Annotated in this window: 22 protein-coding genes; 10 read left to right on the top strand and 12 right to left on the bottom strand. The window is 65.1% G+C overall.

Translation table 11 applies throughout. From position 1 onward, the window contains the following. Positions 1-22 precede the first annotated feature (22 nt). Together VHK65_14475 and VHK65_14470 are read left to right on the top strand one after the other, a co-directional pair. Positions 23-556, top strand: coding sequence for a hypothetical protein (locus VHK65_14475; GenBank protein HVS07348.1), 534 nt, complete (start codon positions 23-25; stop codon positions 554-556). A gap of 159 nt (positions 557-715) precedes the next feature. Next, complete coding sequence (locus VHK65_14470) at positions 716-1,774, top strand: hypothetical protein (protein ID HVS07347.1); 1,059 nt, start codon at positions 716-718, stop codon at positions 1,772-1,774. 108 nt (positions 1,775-1,882) lie between these two features. On the opposite strand, the gene VHK65_14465 is transcribed toward VHK65_14470, so the two are convergent. After that, positions 1,883-4,087, bottom strand: coding sequence for a TIM-barrel domain-containing protein (locus tag VHK65_14465; GenBank protein HVS07346.1), 2,205 nt, complete (start codon positions 4,085-4,087; stop codon positions 1,883-1,885). A gap of 56 nt (positions 4,088-4,143) precedes the next feature. After that, positions 4,144-4,743, bottom strand: a complete 600-nt coding sequence (locus VHK65_14460; protein HVS07345.1) for an MBL fold metallo-hydrolase — start codon at positions 4,741-4,743, stop codon at positions 4,144-4,146. Positions 4,744-4,767: 24 nt separating this feature from the next. On the opposite strand from VHK65_14460, the gene VHK65_14455 reads away from it, so the two are divergent. From VHK65_14455 to VHK65_14445, 3 genes are read left to right on the top strand one after another with little or no spacing between them, the layout of a single operon-like run. Further along, positions 4,768-5,619 carry a deoxyribonuclease IV gene (locus tag VHK65_14455; protein ID HVS07344.1) on the top strand — a complete coding sequence of 284 codons (852 nt, stop codon included), beginning with the start codon at positions 4,768-4,770 and terminating at the stop codon, positions 5,617-5,619. Beyond that, a complete protein-coding gene (locus VHK65_14450; GenBank protein HVS07343.1) occupies positions 5,616-6,404 on the top strand; it encodes an HAD family hydrolase in 789 nt (262 codons plus the stop codon). Before VHK65_14455 ends, VHK65_14450 begins: the two co-directional genes overlap by 4 nt. Before the next feature lie 10 nt (positions 6,405-6,414). Next, positions 6,415-6,738, top strand: coding sequence for a hypothetical protein (locus VHK65_14445; protein ID HVS07342.1), 324 nt, complete (start codon positions 6,415-6,417; stop codon positions 6,736-6,738). A gap of 15 nt (positions 6,739-6,753) precedes the next feature. On the opposite strand, the gene VHK65_14440 is transcribed toward VHK65_14445, so the two are convergent. Further along, positions 6,754-7,503 (bottom strand): hypothetical protein, encoded by a 750-nt coding sequence (locus VHK65_14440; GenBank protein ID HVS07341.1) that lies wholly within the window; start codon positions 7,501-7,503, stop codon positions 6,754-6,756. Between the two features lie 208 nt (positions 7,504-7,711). Here VHK65_14440 and dinB point away from each other — a divergent pair, with 208 nt between their 5' ends. Both dinB and moaC read left to right on the top strand, forming a co-directional pair. Then, entirely contained in the window at positions 7,712-8,917 is a 1,206-nt protein-coding gene (gene dinB / locus VHK65_14435; GenBank protein ID HVS07340.1) for a DNA polymerase IV, read from the top strand. Beyond that, a complete protein-coding gene (gene moaC, locus VHK65_14430; protein ID HVS07339.1) occupies positions 8,914-9,411 on the top strand; it encodes a cyclic pyranopterin monophosphate synthase MoaC in 498 nt (165 codons plus the stop codon). Before dinB ends, moaC begins: the two co-directional genes overlap by 4 nt. Here moaC and VHK65_14425 read toward each other — a convergent pair. The 6 genes from VHK65_14425 to VHK65_14400 are packed head-to-tail and all read right to left on the bottom strand — an operon-like array spanning position 9,395 to position 13,087. Further along, complete coding sequence (locus VHK65_14425; GenBank protein HVS07338.1) at positions 9,395-10,654, bottom strand: hypothetical protein; 1,260 nt, start codon at positions 10,652-10,654, stop codon at positions 9,395-9,397. The genes moaC and VHK65_14425 overlap by 17 nt on opposite strands. 56 nt (positions 10,655-10,710) lie before the next feature. After that, complete coding sequence (locus tag VHK65_14420) at positions 10,711-11,592, bottom strand: DUF72 domain-containing protein (GenBank protein ID HVS07337.1); 882 nt, start codon at positions 11,590-11,592, stop codon at positions 10,711-10,713. Further along, positions 11,592-12,098 (bottom strand): MogA/MoaB family molybdenum cofactor biosynthesis protein, encoded by a 507-nt coding sequence (locus VHK65_14415; protein HVS07336.1) that lies wholly within the window; start codon positions 12,096-12,098, stop codon positions 11,592-11,594. The genes VHK65_14420 and VHK65_14415 overlap by 1 nt, the downstream gene beginning before the upstream one ends. Before the next feature lie 32 nt (positions 12,099-12,130). Next, on the bottom strand, positions 12,131-12,580 hold the full coding sequence (locus VHK65_14410) for a hypothetical protein (protein ID HVS07335.1): 450 nt from the start codon (positions 12,578-12,580) through the stop codon (positions 12,131-12,133). Further along, positions 12,577-12,714 (bottom strand): hypothetical protein, encoded by a 138-nt coding sequence (locus VHK65_14405; GenBank protein HVS07334.1) that lies wholly within the window; start codon positions 12,712-12,714, stop codon positions 12,577-12,579. The genes VHK65_14410 and VHK65_14405 overlap by 4 nt, the downstream gene beginning before the upstream one ends. A gap of 7 nt (positions 12,715-12,721) precedes the next feature. Then, positions 12,722-13,087: a hypothetical protein gene (locus tag VHK65_14400; protein ID HVS07333.1), complete on the bottom strand. Its 366-nt coding sequence runs from the start codon at positions 13,085-13,087 to the stop codon at positions 12,722-12,724. Between the two features lie 142 nt (positions 13,088-13,229). On the opposite strand from VHK65_14400, the gene VHK65_14395 reads away from it, so the two are divergent. Further along, positions 13,230-14,054: a hypothetical protein gene (locus VHK65_14395; GenBank protein HVS07332.1), complete on the top strand. Its 825-nt coding sequence runs from the start codon at positions 13,230-13,232 to the stop codon at positions 14,052-14,054. A gap of 20 nt (positions 14,055-14,074) precedes the next feature. Continuing rightward, the gene (locus tag VHK65_14390; GenBank protein ID HVS07331.1) at positions 14,075-14,440 is read left to right on the top strand and encodes a hypothetical protein; all 366 of its coding nucleotides are present in this window, start codon (positions 14,075-14,077) and stop codon (positions 14,438-14,440) included. A gap of 17 nt (positions 14,441-14,457) precedes the next feature. Here the strand turns inward: VHK65_14390 and VHK65_14385 are convergent, their stop codons facing one another. The 3 genes from VHK65_14385 to VHK65_14375 are packed head-to-tail and all read right to left on the bottom strand — an operon-like array spanning position 14,458 to position 17,074. Next, complete coding sequence (locus VHK65_14385; GenBank protein HVS07330.1) at positions 14,458-15,246, bottom strand: ABC-2 family transporter protein; 789 nt, start codon at positions 15,244-15,246, stop codon at positions 14,458-14,460. Beyond that, positions 15,246-16,088, bottom strand: coding sequence for an ABC-2 family transporter protein (locus VHK65_14380; GenBank protein ID HVS07329.1), 843 nt, complete (start codon positions 16,086-16,088; stop codon positions 15,246-15,248). Before VHK65_14380 ends, VHK65_14385 begins: the two co-directional genes overlap by 1 nt. Beyond that, positions 16,085-17,074: an ATP-binding cassette domain-containing protein gene (locus VHK65_14375; GenBank protein HVS07328.1), complete on the bottom strand. Its 990-nt coding sequence runs from the start codon at positions 17,072-17,074 to the stop codon at positions 16,085-16,087. The genes VHK65_14380 and VHK65_14375 overlap by 4 nt, the downstream gene beginning before the upstream one ends. 207 nt (positions 17,075-17,281) lie before the next feature. Here VHK65_14375 and VHK65_14370 point away from each other — a divergent pair. Continuing rightward, the coding region (locus VHK65_14370; GenBank protein HVS07327.1) for an FAD-dependent monooxygenase at positions 17,282-17,455 on the top strand (174 nt) is incomplete at its 3' end.

The following is a 17,455-nucleotide window of genomic DNA, read 5'->3' as shown; positions in this document are numbered from 1 at the left end:
GCTGGCCAATAATTGTAGGTCGATGGCAGAGCACGTGAACCTCGACCAGGCCTCCGACGAAGACCTGGCCCACCGGGTTCGGGAAATCATGGCGGAGATGGCACCTCTCGAGGAGGCATTGGCCCGGCTGCGGGTCCAAATCCAGCAGGTGGCCAGCGAGCAGAAGAAAAGGGAGCGCTCACAACACCTCAAGGCGCGGATGCAGGTCCGGACCACCGTCGCTCAGGGACAGATGGCGACGCTGCAACAGGTGGCCGAGAGCTCCAGCGACCTGGTCCCGCCGGATACCGCGCTTACGGGCCTACGGTTCTTTCGGGACAGCGGAACCGAAGTCGGGCTCGGCTACGCGACGGCGCGAGAGCCGACCGTCTGGATGACGAACGGGTCGAGCACGGAGGGCGTCAAGACGATCGCTGAGATCCGCGCGCGCTATCTCGAGGGCTGGGACTTCGGGACATCGGCGCATCCCGGCGTGCGCATCCACATTCCCAACAGCCGGACGGAGAAGATCCTCGAAGCGTCCGAAGTCTTCGTTCGGTTGAGAGGGAGCGGCTAGCCCCGCAGGTGGTCCCGGTCGTCACTCTGGGGGTTCGAATCCAGTCGGCCCAGCAACGGCCTTCACCCTGAGGGCCTCGCCTCGAGCTCATCACCGTCCGGCCACATGAAGTGGGCCTGATCCCCGTTTTTTCAGACAGTGAACGCTTTGGTGTTGTGGATGCACGGCAGGTTCCGGTCGCCGTCACTTAATGATCGCTTCCCGTGGTGGCTCAGCGTCAGCATCCGCCTTCTGCTGCTGGCCGAGGGCCTGGGACTGTGGGCGGTCGTCATCGTGATTGCCATCGCCTACGGCGCGATCGTCCTCTATTACGGGATTGGGGCGGTCGCCATCCTGCTGGGCCCGGCGCTGCTATTCGGCATTCCAGCCCTGGTTTTCGCGTTGCGTCCAGGACTGCCGCGTGGCCGGCGCGCTCCAATCTTCCTCCTCGTCAACACCCTGGGCGCCATCGTCACCGGGGCGCTGGCGTTCTGGCAACCCGATCCGGTTCCTTATTACGCGGTGATCGCGGCGGCAACCGCCGGGTCGACTCTTCTCCTGCTCATCGCGATCGTCCGACCGCCGACACCACTTGCGGCATGCGCCACGGGAGGCATCGTGGTCCTGATCGGCTACGCCGCCACCTACGCCCTCCCGCCGACCGTACCGCCGGCGCCGGCGCTGCATCTCGAGGGGGTCCTGACCATTCCCGCCTCAGCCGGTTCGGTGATTCGGGTGCCCGGCGGAGAGGACGTGGGTGCCCGGCTGCACAGGAATGGGACTGACTGGATCACCGGTACTGTGAATCCGGGCACGTACCGCTATGCTCAGGCTTGCGACGGCGACTGGGATCACCCAACGTTGGCGACCGTGCAGGTACCCCTCGGAGCCGCGGTCACGGCGCCGGACCAGTGTCCTTCCGAAGGCACGGTGCGTGGCTACGTCAGCTATGCGGGTTGTTCGGGCAGTTCACCGGTCAACTGCTACAGTTTTCCGCTCAAGCGCGAGCACGTTGGCTTCCAGGCCGCTTCGACTCGCCTCGTCTTTGAAGTGACGACGGATGACTCAGGCAACTACACCATCCCCCTCCCTCCCGGCACATACACGATTTGGAATGACTCGGGCTATGTGCTGACTACTAATCCGCGCGTGATCACTGTTGAGAGTGGAGCAACGCTTCGCCTGAATCTGACTTTCCGGGCCGCGCAGCCATCCAGCGCGGCCAGCTCTTCACCATAAAAAGACGGGCTAGCAGAGTTGCCAACCCTGATCAGTTGGCCCAGCCATCGCCTTCAATCAAGGGCCGACTATTCTGACCAGTTCACTCAGCCACGCCGCATAGCAGACTTAGCTGAGTTCAATCGTTTGTCCGAGACGGCCATCGACCGGTGGCCCGCCGCGCCGGTGCACACGAACCGTGGCCGCGTACTCGAGAGGGCCACCCTCCAGCCGCAGATACTCCCGGCCGACGGTCGACGTGAAGTGGAGCCGGCGGTGGCCGTCGGTCAACTCCATCTCGGTCACGCCATCGACGCCCAGATAGACCTCGAAGCTGAGCGGATCCCAGCTTCGCTCGTTCGCGTACTGGAGGTCGGGTCCCATTGGCAGCACGGCGCCGGCCCGCACGAACAGCGGAAGCGTTTCAAGCTCAGCGTCGTAGGTGATCCAGCGTGCCCCGTCGAACCGCTGATCGTTCCAGAAGTCGTACCAGCCACCATTGGGTAAGTAGATCTCGCGCGAGCCGCGAGGTTTGAACATGGGTGCGACCAGGAGGTCGGGTCCCAGCATGTATTCGTCATCGATGTGGTGCGTGGCTGGATTCAATGGATAGTCGTAGACCAACGGCCGTGCCAGTGGCACGCCTCCACCGACGCGACGCGCCGCCGCATACAAGTACGGAAGCAGCCGGTAGCGCAGCTGCGCATACCGCCGGAAGATCGAAAGCGCGGGCTCGCCGTAGGCCCAGGGTTCGCGTGGCGCGGTATGGCCATGAGCCCGCGCGTGGGAGAACAGCAAGCCCATCTGTGACCATCGCACGTAGAGTTCGGGGCTGGGCGGGTCGGTCAGCGTCGGAATCCCAAAGAAACCACCCATGTCGAAGCTGGCGAAGGCCGCTCCCGACAGGATCCAGCTCAGCGCGCCGCGCAGGCTCGCTGCCATATCGTCGAAGGTGCAGCCCGGATCACCACCCCAGTGCACCGGGTATCGCTGCGATCCGGCATAGCCCGAACGCCCCCAGATGAGGCCGTAGCCGTGGACCTCTTTCGTGACCTCGAAGACGGCTTGCTGGTAGAGGAGTGGATATAAGTTGTGCAGCTGCTCGGCTGCCGTGCCGTCGTAAGGCACAGCGTCTTCGGGCATGTCCTCTGCAAAGTCGGTCTTGAGCACCGCGACGCCCATCTCCAGCAGCCGCCGGTTCTTCGCCTTGAACCACTCCACGGCGTCGGGGTTCGTGAAATCGACGGCCGCGCTCGGCTTGGCGAAGCCATGGACGAGGGCTGGGCCGCTTCCATCCTTGGCCATCAACAAGAAGCCCTTCTGCTCGCCTTCGGCTCGCATCTCGGAGTCGAGGGGCACGTAGGGGCTCTCCCAGAGGCTGAGGCGGAATCCAAGCGCGTTCAACTCGGCGATCATCCCTTTCGGATCGGGGAAAGCTGACTCGTCCCACTCCAGGTCGCCGTGGTGCCCTTCGTGGTAGCGCATCCAGTAGGGGTCGATGTGGATGACGTCGCAGGGGACGCGTTCCTCTCGCATCCGGCGGGCGACCTGCATCACCTCGTCGCGGTTGCGATAGCCCCAGCGGCTGATCCAGAAACCGAAGGACCAATCCGGCGGCACCGTTGGTGCGCCGGTCAGCCGATGGTAGGCGTGCATCATCGGCGCAATCCCGTCGCCCACGATCAAGTAGGCACGCAGGTGATCGGCGCGGGCGGTGGCCTGCCAGGCGGCGACCGATGCCTGGCCGAGGTCGTAATAGAGAGGTCCGGTCATGTCGAAGTAGACGCCATAACCCTCGGAGCTCAGGAGCAGCGGGACGTTCTTGTAAGCCCGGTCGCTGCGGACGCCGAACGCATCGACCGTCCAGGACGCGAATACCTGTCCGCGCCGGTTCAGCGCGCCGAAGTGCTCGCCCAGGCCGAAGAGCGCCTCATCCGGCTTGAGTCCCGCCGTCAACCACCGCAACCCACGCGCATGCCCGGTCGGAAAATGGTGGTAGCCACCGCGGATATCGCGATCGTTTGGTTCGTCCTCAAAGCGCACCGTGCCCGCCGCGTCCTTCACGCGGATCCGGAACGGAGCGCGATCCACCTCCAGCGTCAGCGCCGATGTTGCGACGGACCACCCGTCGGCTCTTTCATCCATCTTCCAGTCGGTGGCGAACGGCGCATCGTCCACGAGCAATCGGGATGGGCGGGTCGCTCCGGCCCCAAAATGGAGCCGTACGATGTTCGGCGCCACCGGCCGGATCTCGATGGGGATCAGCGCGCCACGGTCGTCCTCCGCCGCCACCTCGACCCGATCGCGGCGTGCCCGCACGCTACGCACGCGCACGATCGCTCGGGGGTCGCGTGGCGCAAAGTCACTCGCAGGCCGGGCGGGCCGGGCCGCTACCAGCCGCGCTGGATCCACTCGTCGAGATGGGGTCGTTCGTGGCCGATGGTGGTGGGCTTCCCATGGCCAGGCAGCACCTGGGTCTCGTCCGGGAGCGTGAACAGCTTGCCGCGGATGCTCTCAATGATGGTCGGAAAGCTGGCGTAGGGATTCGCCGTGTTCCCCGGCCCGCCCGGGAACAGCGTGTCGCCAGAAAAGAGGTGCTCGCCGCTGAGCAAACAGATGCTGCCTGGCGTATGACCGGGCGTGTGCAGGGCAAGCAGTTCGTACTCGCCGAAACGGAAACGGTCACCGTCACGAACGCGGTGATCGGCCTTGATCGGCATCATCGACTCGTCCGACTCGTGACAGCTGAAGCGGGCGTGGGTCTGCTCTCGTACCGGTTGCAGCGCCTGAACATGGTCGGCGTGTCCATGCGTGGTGAGGATGTGCGTGACCCGCAGACCCTCGAGCTCCTTGATGATGCGCGGCGCGTCGTTGGCGGCGTCGATCAACAGGGCCTCCTTGCTTTTCGGATCACTGAGCAGGTAGACGTTGTTGTCGTAGGGGCCCACCGCGAAGCTCGTGAGCTTGTACACGGCAGTCAGTCTACGCACCGGCCCTACCTAGAATTGAGAGCGATGGCCAAGGAGCGACGAATCGGCATGCACATCCACACCGGCCGTGGCCTGGACAAGGCGGTCGAGACGATCAAGGCGCTGCAACTCAAGGCCGTCCAGATTTTTACCGGCAACCCGAGTGCCTGGCGGTCGGCACCGGTGGACGCCCAGGCGACGGCGCAGTTCAAGCGAGCGCTCGAAGAGTTGGACGTACGACCAGCCATGTCACACGCCATGTACCTGATCAATCTGGCCAGCCCCAACCCCAACTTCCAGAAGAAGTCACGGGAGGCGCTTATTGCGGAACTCGAGCGCGCCGAGGTGTACGGCTGCGCCTATGTGGTCACCCATGTCGGGAGCCACATGGGCGATGGCGCCCAAGCGGGGATCGATCGTGTCGTGGCGACGCTCGACCACGTACTCAGCAAGGCTGGCGGCTCGAGCATGTGCCTGCTCGAAACCTCGGCCGGCGGCGGCGCGTACGTCGGGGCAAACTTCGAGGATCTCGCCCAGATCCTCGGCCGGTTACCGCAGCACGCCGCGCGGCTGGGTGTCACCCTCGATACCGCCCACGCCTACGCCTCGGGCCACGACGTCGCCGGCGCCGAGGGGATGCGCACCACCCTGGATCAACTCACCTCCATCCTTCCCGCGGAACGGATCCGGGCCTGCCACTGCAACGACACCACTGTCGCCCTCGGCGGCAAGGCCGACCGGCACGTCAACATCGGCAAGGGCAACATCGGGCTCGAAGGCTTCCGGACGTTACTCAACTACGAACCGCTGGCCCACTGCGCGTTCGTGCTCGAGACGCCCGGGGAGGAGATGTTGGAAGGACGCGAGAATCTGGACGCGCTGCGTTCGCTCCTGTGAGCGCACCCATCGAGACGGTGCTCTTTGACTACGGACACACGCTGATCTACTTCGATGATCGGCCGCACTCCCTGCTGGTCGAGGCCTACGAGAAGGTCAACCGGCTGCTGGCTGACAAACTAGAACGTGACGTGCCGGCGGCGCACGTCCTGATCGAGAAGGTATCGAAGGCGGTCGACGACGCGATCCAGCGCGACTATGCGGCCGGCCGGGCCGAGGAGGTCGAGATCGCGACCGTTTACGACACCGCGTTACGCGGACTGGGCCTGGAGCTCGAGCCGGAATTGATCGAGCGGGTCATGGAGCTGGAACAGGAGGGCTGGCTGAGCAGCGTCCATGTCGGCCCCGACGTCATAAGCACGCTCGAGGCCCTGCGCGGACAGCCACTGCGACTCGGAATCGTCTCCAACGCCGCCTACCTGCCGCGCCTGATGAAGCAACAGCTGGTCGCGATGGGTCTCGCGAACTATTTCGACGCGGTGACCTTCTCCTCCGAGGTCGGCGTACGCAAACCGCACCCCAAAATTTACGCTGACGCGTTGAAAAAGCTGGGCGCGGACCCCGGCCGCACGCTGTTCGTCGGCGACCGGGTGCTGGAGGACGTGCAGGGGCCCAAGGCGTTGGGGATGCGGGCTGTGCTGACGCGCGAATGGCGCCAGGAGGATGACCCGGGTGTTGCGGATTTCGTCATCCAGCGGCTCGGTGAGCTGCCGGCGATCGTCGCCCGTCTTGTCCCCAGGGCGCGCGAGGCCGATACCTATAATGGGGTCACGTCGCGCGAGTAGTGTTTCGCGGATGGGCTTTCTGGAGGTAGGTGGGGCGGTGGACTTCCGCGATTATCTGAAGCGCAAGTGTCGCGAGCAGAACATCTCCCTGCACCGGCTTGCGGTCCGCTGTGACCTGAACCAGATCTACTTCTACCAGGCCGTCAACAAGAACAAGGAGAATCCGCCACCCTGGGTGCTCCGGCGGGCGGCGCCGCATCTGGGCGTAACGTACGTCGAATTGCTGATCGCCGCCGGGCACCTGACCGAGGACGAGCTTCGTGAGTACGGCACCCACCCACCCAGGCCGCCCGAAAAAGAGCGGGAGCGGGAGCGCGAGAAGGTCGGCGTCTGACCGGAGGCTTCGTCGCTAGGTAGAGGTCGACCCGCCGCCGGTCACGAAGTTCGAGAAGTGATAGGTCAGGGTCCACGTGAACTGGGTGGTGCTCATGTCGATCTTCATCTGATGCATGAGCGAGTCGCTGGCCGAGATCCAGACCTCGACCTGGATGCCGGCGTTGGTCAGGACCGCCTCGTCCTGGGCGGTTACGCCGCTATTCGGATCGGCCTTGAGCTGACCGACGTACTTGCCGGGGTCGACGGTCAGGGAGAAATGGTGCATGGCGATCTGGTCCATCGTGATGTCGCCCAGGTCGTCGGACGCCCGAAAGGCATGGGCGAACTCGAGGTTTGCGATCGGATCCATCCCGGGCGCGACCTGGCCCTTTGAGTTCCCGGTGACGTCCTTCCAGGCCGGGCCCTGGCTCGGGATCTGGACGAAGTCGTGGCCACCCTCGATGCGCTCATTCATGGCGACGATCGCGGTCTGGCCATTCGCGGCCGGGATCTCCAGCTGGAGGCTGAGGTTCTCTTTGTGGGGATAGATGAGGTCGCCGGAGCCGGTGACTTTGACGCCCGCGACGCCATTGAGGACCAGGATGCCGTTCAGCGACAGGTGAACGCTCTTGAGGGCCTGCATCGCGTCACCGCTCTTGCTGATGACCGGCCCGGGATCCAGAGGCGGGGCCGCCTGCTGCGGCAGCATCGAATTGAGGACGCCGCCCTTCCAGATCAGCAGGATAGAGGCGACCGCGACGCCCAGGGTGATGAGGCGACCCATCCCCATGGCAACGCCAGCCTCTGACCTTCCTTGCTAAGGAGAAGCGCGGCCCGCCGGAAGGAGGGGTTGTCGTTGGATCCGAAGAGGGGACGGGAATCAGGGACGCCGGCGGGCCTAGCCAGCCCCGGGATCATAGCAACGCAATCTCGCCGCGACACGCCATATACGCGCTTGTCACGCGCTTGTTACACCCACCTAAGATAGGCCCGTGCAGCGGGTCGTGATGCATGTCGATCTCGACGCCTTCTACGCATCGGTCGAGCAGTTGCGCCGCCCTGAGCTGCGCGGCAAGCCGGTGATCGTGGGCGGGGCCGGCGTCGAGGGCGAGCGGGGTGTGGTTGCCGCGGCCTCGTACGAGGCCCGACCCTTCGGCGTCCGTTCGGCCATGCCGCTCAGCCGGGCGCGACGGCTCTGTCCAGGCGCCGTCTTCGTTCCCTGCGACTTTCCCGCGTACCGCGAGGCGTCAAAGTCGGTCTTTGCCATCCTCGATCGTTATTCGCCGGTCATCGAGCCGATCGCCCTGGACGAGGCCTACCTGGACCTCACCGGCGAGGAGGCGCTGTTCGGCCCACCGGGCACGGTGGCGGTCCGCCTTCGTGACGAGGTCAAGACGCGCTGCGGTCTCGATCTCAGCATCGGGGTGGCCAGTTGCAAGCTGGTCGCCAAGGTCGCCTCCGAGCTTCGCAAACCGCGCGGCCTCGTCGTCGTGCCGGCCGGCGGTGAGGCCTCGTTCCTCGCCCCTTTACCGCTTGTCAGGCTGCCCGGCTGCGGGCCGGCGTCGATACTCCGCCTCGAACGGATGGGGGTTCGCACCGTCGGCGACCTGGCCGCCCTCCCTGACCCGCTGCTTGGCGAACTCTTCGGCCAGTACGGCCGACTGCTCGGCGCTCACGCTCGGGGCATCGATCTGAGCCCGGTGCTACCGCCCGGTGATCCGAAGAGCATCTCGCGTGAGGTCACCTTCGATCGCGACGTGAGCGACGCCGCCAAGGTGCGGGAAACCGCCCTCGCTCTGTTGCAGGACGTCGCGCAGAGTCTGCGCTCACACCACCTCTCAGCCAGGACCATCGTGCTGAAGATCCGATACCAGCCCTTCGATACCCAATCGCGGCAGGCGACGCTGCCCCATCCCACCGACCGCGATGACCAGCTGGCGGCGGCGCTCCGCCAGCTGCTGGAAACACAGCTCGACCCCTCTCGACCGATCCGCTTGATCGGAGCCGGCGTCAGCAACCTGGAGCAAGGCGCCACGCAGCTGAGCCTGCTCGAATCGCGATCGTCACGCCTGGCCATGCTCGATGAGCAGCTCGATGAGCTGCGCGGCCGCTACGGCGACCACGTCATCGCTCGCGGCGCGGCCCCCCGTCCGCACCAGAAGGACGTCCGGCGCGACGACCTGGATGCGCTGCGGTGACGGCCAAAAAGCTCACCCACCTAAAACCGAGCGGCGAGGCGAGGATGGTCGACGTCGGTGACAAGCAGGTGACCAGCCGCGAGGCCCGGGCGCGCGGCGCGGTAAAAATGAGCGCGGGGGCGCTCCAGGCGATCATGCTCGGCAACCTTCCCAAAGGCGAGGTGGTTGCCACGGCTCGCATTGCCGGCATCCTGGCTGCCAAGCGCACCAGCGAGCTGATCCCGATGTGCCACCCGCTGCTGCTAACGCTGGTCGATGTGGACTGTGTGCCAGACCCTCACCTGCCTGGCGTGCGGATCGAGGCACGGGTGCGCTGCGACGGAAAAACAGGCGCCGAGATGGAGGCGCTGACGGCGGTCGCGGTGGCGGCGTTGACCGTCGTCGATATGGCCAAGAGCGCCGACCGCTGGATGACGATCGAAGGGATCGAGCTCGTCGAGAAGCGCGGAGGAAAGAGCGGCGACCAGCGTCGCCCGGCTAGCTCGCGCTCTTGACCGCCTTCATCGCCGCGTCGTAGGCCTTCTGCATCGGAGCGAACGTTTTCGCTTCATAGTCCGCGGGCACCGTCTCTTCTGGAGTCGACATCGCCTTGAGGGCGGCATTCATGGCATCGGTGCTCTTCTTGATGCCCGCCGTGTCCTTGGCCTGGATGGCCTGGATCAGGCTCTCTGTGTTCTGGAGGACGTCGCTGAAGCTGCTGACCTGCTCGGCGATTTGGGGAGGGAGTCCGGCGGCATGTGAGTTCGACACGGCCAGGTCGATCTTCTGTTGGGCGTCGGGATACGGCGCGCCGGCGCCCACCAGGTCGTGCTTGGCGAGCGCGGCACCAATTTTTCCGTAGTCGATCAGCGCGTCGTTGTATGGCTGGATGACCTTTGTCTCGTTGACTGCTGCGGTGAGTGCCTGGTCTGCTTGCTTCAGGCCCACCATGGCGCCGTTGATACGGTTCCGCACGGCGGTGATGCCGGCACCTTTCGACGGCGCCAACCCCTGGAGGAAGGTCAGCCGCTGATCGACGGATGTCACGGCCGCCTCATCGGACCGTACCAGGTTAAGGCCGTCGTTTAACGACTTCGACAGCTTGTCGAATTGGGTCTTGGCGGCGACAGGGTCACTGGTGGTGTTCCGCAGGGTGAAGGCCTGGGTGAAGGCGGCATCGATCTTGTCCTGGTGGGAGGCAGCAGTCTTCAGCGACTGGTTGGCGGTTGAAATCTGACTCGAGGCGACCGCAGGGAGCACCCCAACGAACAGCACCAGCACAACGACCACTCCCGCGACCACAACGGCCGCTGACCGGGCGGTCGGCAGCGGCAACTGCAGCAGGGCCGGCGGCAGCGCGACCGGCAGCGAGAAGGTCTGGCCAAAGAGCCGGATCGTCGTACCTAACGCGGCGGTGGGTTGGCCCGCGGGCGCGTATGCCCCGTACCCCGGGTCGGGGCCGTAGGGGCCCGGTTGCTGCGGATATCCGGGCGGCCCGTAGGCGGGATACCCTTGCGGCGGCTGCCCCGGGTATCCTGGCGGAGCTCCCGGGTACTGCGGCTGCTGGGGATAGGTTTGTGGAGGATAGTTGGGGGCACCGTAGCCCTGGCCCGGCTGTTGTCCCTGTGGATAGCCAGGTGGCCCATAGCTCGGCTGCGGCGGCGGCAGAGGGTTTCGGCAATTTGCGCAGGCCTGGGCGCCCGGTTGGTTCCAGGTAGCGCCACAATACGGACACGGAGGCGATTGGTAAGCCTGCATAGCTGCGCCGCGGCGCTACCCATGCAACTCGGCCCGCACCGGGAACCTTTCGGCGCTCAGCTCAGGAGGTGGGTGAGGTCCTCCGCGTTGCGGACGGCGTAATCGGAGTAGCAGTTGTTGAAGATGGCGTGCACGTCCTTGGCCACCTTCGCCATATCGCGAAGGTTCGGGACCCAGGGCTTCAGCTCGCTCGGCTCGTAGAGGTACCGGAATTTCTCGGCGGTGCTGATCCCCTTCTTCTCCCAGGTCTCGCGGTTGCGTCCGTGGAAGCGCACCATCCCCAGCGGCGCCGTCGCAGCGACCACCGGCGGCACGCTCGAGGTAAAGCCCTGCGGCTCATCGACGACCACGTAGGTAAAGCCGTGCTCGTCGAGGAATTTGACGACGCGCGCACGACGCTCTTCCTTCATCCACAAGGCCTGGCGAAACTCGATCGCGATGCCGAAATCCGGGAGCCACTCCCGAAGGTCTTCCATGAATCGGTAGGAGGCGGGCGAAGGCAGGAACCACTTGGGAAACTGGAAGACGATCGCACCCAGCTTGCCGGCATCCTGCAACGGCTGCAGGCCCTCGCGAAAACGGTCCCATACGCTTTCTTTGTCTTTCGGTGCCAGGTCCTTGAAATAGAGATTGGCTTTGGAGTCGGCGAGCTTCTCGCGCAGGTCTTTGGGCAGCCTGGCCGCGGGGGTCGGGTGCTGCGTCAGCAGCGCGTACGCCTTGGCGTTGAAAGTGAAATCCTTCGGTGTGCGTTCGACCCACAGCTGCGCCGTCTTGTCGTTGGGGATCGCATAGAACGTGCTGTCCACTTCGACAACGGGAAACTTCGACGCGTAGTAGCGCAGCCGATCCTCCGCGGTAGTGGCATCCGGTGGATACCACCCGCTCTTGATCAGCGTCGGCTCGGTCCAGGAAGAAATGCCGACCCTGATGCGACCCATCAACGGGGACGGTGGGCGGCCGGGGCGTCGCTGACGTCGCCGCGGAGCGTCCGCAGGCCGTGCGGCAACGCTTCCATCACGGCCTCGAGGCTATCCACGACGCCGCGAGGACTTCCGGGAAGCGCCAGGATCAGGGTTTTGCCGATCACGCCGGCGAGCGAGCGCGACAACATCGCATGCGGCGTCTTGCGCAGCCCCGCCGCGCGCATCGCTTCCGCGATGCCCGGCACCGGGTAGTCGAGCATGGGTTCCAAAGCCTGCGGCGTGACGTCGCGCGGGCCCAGCCCCGTGCCACCGGTCAAAACAATCAGGTCGGGGTCGGTCGCCTGCCGCCACTCGCGGATCTGGCGCTGGATGTCGGCGACCTCATCGCTGACCACCGCGCGTCCGACGATCTCGCATGGGACGCGCGCGAGTTCCTCGCTGACTCTCTCCCCGCTCTCATCGGCGCGTTCGCCACGCGCTCCTTTGGTACTCACGGTCAGGACGCACGCGCGAAAGCTCACCCATGAAGTCTAGGAGGCGCAGGAAAGCTAGATCAGCCTTCGGCGCGGTAGGCGGCGTGCGCGGCGATGGTGCGGCAGAAGTCGGTGACGGCGCCGCCAACGTCCATCAGGTCGTGATAGCCGAAGGGCACGCAGTGATCAAAGGGCGGGAAGCGAACCACGGATGACGCCGGCGGAACGTCGGCGTCATAGAGCGCCAGCACCGGCCGCCCACGCCCCAGCAGCCAGCCCGCCTCGAAGCCAACCCCCGTGCTGCGCCCGGTCATCTCCATGCAGCCGGCGTCCGCTTCGAGGAGTTCGCGGTGCATCATTTCGGCGATCAGCTCGGGACGATCGAGCCCGGGCCGGTAATCAGGATCCGCCACCCGCTCGGCGAGGATGCCGACCCCGAACTCACGCAGCGCCCGGTGGGCCAGCTGGATCGCCTCCAAGCTGCGCGGACCCAATTCGCCGCTGACCGCGCGGCCGAGGTACACCTTCACTTCAGGACTCTGGGGGCGGTCCTTCGCTTTGGCAACAACCCGACCATCAGTATCACCATGCCGAGCACGGGATCAAATGGCAGGACGATGCCACCGAGGAGCGCACTAAGCCAGCGCGGCCGAAAGCGCGGCATGGGCGGATTATCGGGCATCGCCGGGCGGTGTGCCTGTCTCGGTCGACGCCAGGGCGTCCGCTGGTTCGTCTTCGACATCGAGGGGGTTGGCGTCGTCGGGGTGCGCGTCATCAGCGCTGGCCTCGCCCTTTTTCCGCCGTGCCGGGCGTTCAGCCGCGAGGGAGCGGACGTCGAGGCCCTGGCGAAGGAGGTGGATGCTCTCCAGGTAGGAGAGGCGCTCGACAAGCCAGCCGACCCGGTAGTGCACGGCGAACCAGGTTTCGCTGGGCCCGGGGTGTCGATGGCGGCGACGCCAGCGACCCACCGCTTCCTTGAAGGTCGGCGCGAATCCGCCGTCGCCGCCCCGGCGATCGGTTCCCGCATTGGCCGGCACGGACGGATTCTAATTGGCCTTAACGCCCTCACCCCAACCCTCCCCCGGAACGTCTCAACCGCTCGCCTGGCACTGAAGCGCCGCTCGCGTGGGCCGACAGGCCCGGAGCGGGGGAGGGAGAGGCAGAGAAGATAATGCCGGAGTGCGGCTCAGCGACATCATGGCGACGGCCAATCGCCTCGCGGGCTGCGACCAGACTCCGTCCGACTCGCAGGTCTACCTCGACGGTGAGGTACGGCGGGTCTTTGTCGGTATCGACGTCGACGTCGGTGAGCTGCTCCTGGCCCGGGCGCTCGGCGCCGACGGGGTGATCGCTCACCACCCGATCGGTTCGCACGCCCGGCTCGGCCTGGCCACGGTGATCGAAGGCCATAAGACCCAGATGCGGGCTGCCGGGATCCCGGCCGAGGTCGCCCACGAGATGATGCTGGCCCGTCAGCGACCCGTGGCCCACGGCCTGCACACAACCAACTACGACCGCGTGGTGGATGCGGCGCGCCAGCTCGAGATGCCGATGATGAACATCCATTTGGCGGCCGACCTGATCGGGCGCCAGTTCTTCATCGACTTCGTGGGCCGGGTGGTCGACGCCGGAACGACGAGTGTCGGCGGCCTCTTGGGCGAGCTCAAGACGATCCCGGAAATGGAGGCTTCGCTGGTGCAGCCGGAACTCTGGCTGGGGGAGGCCCAAAACCCGGTTGGACGCTGGGTGGTCCAGATGGCAGCCGGAACCAATGGTGGCGCACTCGTCTATCGCACGTATTATGAGCATGGCATTGATACCATTCTGGCGATGCACATCGACGAGCGGGACCTGCGGGAGCTGGAGCAGTTGCAGCGGCCTACAGCGAACCTGGTGATCACCGGCCACATCCCCAGCGACTCCATCGGGATGAACCGGGTGATCGATGCCCTGGAGAAGCAGGGAATCGAAGTTATCGCGGGCTCCGGAGTTATACGACCGTAGACCACAACGAGGAGGACCGCTTGGACGCATCAGCACCTCACGCATACGGCAACGAGGCGGAGCGCCGCTACCACCTCCGACGGCTCGACGACCTGCTGGAAGCGCTGGAGCGGCTGAACCTCGCCGAGGCCAAAACGCTGCCCGAGGCGGTCAAGGCCCGGATCGAGAAGGAAGGCATCACCGTCGAGGACGGCACGAGCTTCAGCCGCCTGATCGAGATGGTGTGGGCACAGCAGGAGAAGTACTTGATCGATCTCAAGGCGGACCGGCGTAAGGGATCCCGCCGCGTGGGCGACGGCGTCATCGCCTCGCACCGCGTCCTCGACGCCTTCATCCTTGGGCGCCTCAACATCGCCGGGAAGCGCCGGCGGCGCCTGACCGGCTAGCTCCTGCCGCCGCGAATTCAGGCCGACGCGCCCGAATAACGGCGGAGCCCGCGACGCCAGAACCAGCGGCTGACCGTGAGCAGAACGATCGCAAATCCTGTCGCCAGCAGGACGGTGTTTTCCTGAAGCCGAGAGGTTAGGGCTTCCGCCGGTACGGTGATGGCAAATCCAATCGGGACCAGGAAGGTCAGCGAGTAGCGCAGCCAGTCCGGATAGATGCCGATCGGCCACCGGCCGGTTTGATAGACGCCTTCGAACAAGTCCGGCAGAAACCCCATTCGGACAACCCAGAAGGCGCCGGTCGTGAGGATGAGCAAGAAGCAGTACATCATCACGCCACCGAGCAAGATGAGCAGCGCGAACGCCAGCCAGTCGCCAACCGCCATGCCGCGATGGAGCTGGGTGAGGCCGACGCCGATCACGATCGCACCCGTGATGAGGTCGATCGTCCGCCAGATGCGCAGCTCGCGGACGCTGACGAGCAGCTGCGCATCCTCAGGCTTGGTGAGGGCATGGTCCAGCTTTCCGTCTCCGATCTCCTCCATCAGCCGTTCCATGTTGGGCTGGATCACAGCGTTGATCACGCCTCCCATCAAGATCTGGATTCCGAGCAGGCAGAGGAGTTGCGGTTGCGTCCAGCCGTTGAGCTCCGTCGTATGGGCGTAGACGAGACTGAGCACGACAAGGGCAACCGCGAGCGCGAGCAGCGCCTGGAAAAGCGCGACGATAAAGTTGGCGCGGTACTGAAGCTCGTTCATGGCCCCGATGCGAACGTAGAGCCAGGCGACCGCGAGAGGACGGGGCATCAGTTGCCCACCGCCGTGTAGTGCCTTACGGAGGCGCGCCAGAGGAGCCACACCAGACCCGCACCAACCGCCGTCCAGAAGACCTGCATGCCCAGGCCGATCAGGAGCGACGTTGCGGACTGATGTCCTACCAGGACCTCGATGGGGAAAAAGAAGGTCCACTTGAACGGAAGCCAGTTCGCGATTCCCTGGACCCAGGCCGGCATCAGCTGCAAGGGGACGAGGCGACCGGAAAGAAGAAGCTCGGCCATGATGTAGGTTTCGAAAATGGCGCTGCCCCGAGTGGTCCAGAAGGTCACCATCCCAAGCAGCCAGAGGTTCATGGTGCGAATCAGGTACGCGCCCACGATCGCCGGGAAAAACACGACGAGTCCGAGTGGCGTCAGGTCGAAGGTCGGCTTGAAGACGAGCGTCAGTCCGACCGCGATCGGGAGGTAGAACAACACCCAGATCACCTTGCCGCCGGCGAAGTCGGCAATGTCGTAATGAATCGGGTGCAGCGGTCGCAGCAGCTGGCCAGAGAGCTGCCCCTCGCGAATCCGCGCCTCCCACCCGTAGGGCGTGAAGACGATGTTCACATTGCGGACCAGGGTCCACACGATGTAGTAGGCGGCGAACCCACCGGCGGTGATGCCCGCAACCTCGCCGCCATGGGATCGAGCGATGGTCGTCCAGACCACGAGGTAGATCACGGGCTCGGCGACCATCCCGAGCAGGTACATATAGGTCGCAGCCCGGTATTGGAACTGGGTCTGGATCGCGGTCCGCATCATCGTGAGGTAGAAATCGATCATCGCGCGCAGCGGGGACGGTTGGCCGCGAACGGGAGCAGCGATGGTCATGCCGTTGCCTTTTGAGCGAACACCAGCTCGATCACGTCCTCGATCGGCGGCTCTTCGATCGTGAGGTCGGTGACCTGCTGCTCGCTGAGCAAGCGCGCGGCGATGCGCGACACGTCTGCCCTCGCCACGCGCAGCTTCACCCGATAGCCATCCCGCTCCATGACCTCACCGTAGGAATCGAGCGGCACCGAGGCGTTGGCAAGGGTGACGTTGATCGTCTTGTAGGCGGCAAAGCGATCCGCAAGGGCCGTCAGGTCGCCGTCGAAGAGCACTCGCCCGTGGTGAATCACGATCACCCGGCGGCACAGCGCCACGACGTCGGCCATGTAATGGCTGGTGAGGAGCACCGTGGCCCCATAGCGCCGGTTGTACTCGGCGATGAAGGAGCGCACCCGCTTCTGCATGGTCACGTCGAGGCCGATGGTCGGCTCGTCGAGAAAGAGCACGCGGGGGCGGTGGAGCAGCGAGCCCACCATTTCGACTTTCATCCGTTCCCCGAGGGAGAGGTTGCGCACCGGCTTGCGGACCACGTCGGCGACCTCGAGCAGCTCGATCATCTCGTCCCGTATCGCCATGAAGTCGTCACGGCGCAAGCGGTAGATCGCCCGATTCAGCTCGAACGAGTCGAGGGCGGGCAGGTCCCACTGCAACTGGCTGCGGTTTCCCATGACGAGCGTGATCCCGCTGAGAAAATCTCGCTCTCGTCGCGCGGGGATGTGGCCAAGGACACGCGCCTCGCCGCTGGTCGGATAAACAAGGCCGGAGAGCATTTTGAGGGTCGTCGTCTTGCCCGCGCCATTCGGACCCAGGAAGCCGACGATTTCGCCAGGTTTGATTTCGAATGAGATGGCGTGGACCGCGCGAACTGCGCGCGTCTTTCGGTGAATGAGGCTGCCGATTGCCGCGCGCATGCCAGCCTCGCGCTCGGGGACGAAAAAGGTGCGCGATAGGTTCGATACGAGGACATCCGGTGTGCGCTCCGACATGGCACGTCGAATGCTAGCGAACGGTGATGAGGCCGGAAAGGAGAGTACCCGCTCCTCTCCACTTTCAATATATAGCGCAACGGGGGGCTTGCGGCAAGCCCCGGGTAGTGCCGCATAATCGCCGGACGAAGCCAGAACCTACGGAAATGGGAGTCACGAATGCGTGTTTTTGGGCCGTACCGGGGTGATGCCGACCGGAGTGTGGCGATGACCGAGCATGCGGTGGTGATCGCCGGAGGAGGTCCGACGGGGATGATGCTGGCGGCAGAGCTGACATTGGCGGGGACCGACGTTGTCATCGTCGAGCGACGCGCCAGCTTCAAGCTGGAAAGCTCGCGCTCGCGAGGTCTGCACTCCCGCACCATCGAAGTGCTCGATCAG

The sequence above is a fragment of the Candidatus Dormiibacterota bacterium genome (assembly GCA_035544955.1).
Classification (GTDB): domain Bacteria; phylum Chloroflexota; class Dormibacteria; order CF-121; family CF-121; genus CF-13.
Note: the sequence above shows the minus strand (reverse complement) of the source record. Positions and strands in the feature narration are given on the sequence as shown.

Coding starts and splice junctions, on each gene's coding strand:
- VHK65_14475 (HVS07348.1), top strand. CDS start 23: ATGGCAGAGCACGTGAACCTCGACCAGGCCTCCGACGAAGACCTGGCC.
- VHK65_14470 (HVS07347.1), top strand. CDS start 716: ATGCACGGCAGGTTCCGGTCGCCGTCACTTAATGATCGCTTCCCGTGG.
- VHK65_14455 (HVS07344.1), top strand. CDS start 4,768: ATGGCCAAGGAGCGACGAATCGGCATGCACATCCACACCGGCCGTGGC.
- VHK65_14445 (HVS07342.1), top strand. CDS start 6,415: ATGGGCTTTCTGGAGGTAGGTGGGGCGGTGGACTTCCGCGATTATCTG.
- VHK65_14440 (HVS07341.1), bottom strand. CDS start 7,503: ATGGGTCGCCTCATCACCCTGGGCGTCGCGGTCGCCTCTATCCTGCTG.
- VHK65_14425 (HVS07338.1), bottom strand. CDS start 10,654: ATGCAGGCTTACCAATCGCCTCCGTGTCCGTATTGTGGCGCTACCTGG.
- VHK65_14420 (HVS07337.1), bottom strand. CDS start 11,592: ATGGGTCGCATCAGGGTCGGCATTTCTTCCTGGACCGAGCCGACGCTG.
- VHK65_14405 (HVS07334.1), bottom strand. CDS start 12,714: ATGCCGCGCTTTCGGCCGCGCTGGCTTAGTGCGCTCCTCGGTGGCATC.
- VHK65_14385 (HVS07330.1), bottom strand. CDS start 15,246: ATGCCCCGTCCTCTCGCGGTCGCCTGGCTCTACGTTCGCATCGGGGCC.
- VHK65_14380 (HVS07329.1), bottom strand. CDS start 16,088: ATGACCATCGCTGCTCCCGTTCGCGGCCAACCGTCCCCGCTGCGCGCG.
- VHK65_14375 (HVS07328.1), bottom strand. CDS start 17,074: ATGTCGGAGCGCACACCGGATGTCCTCGTATCGAACCTATCGCGCACC.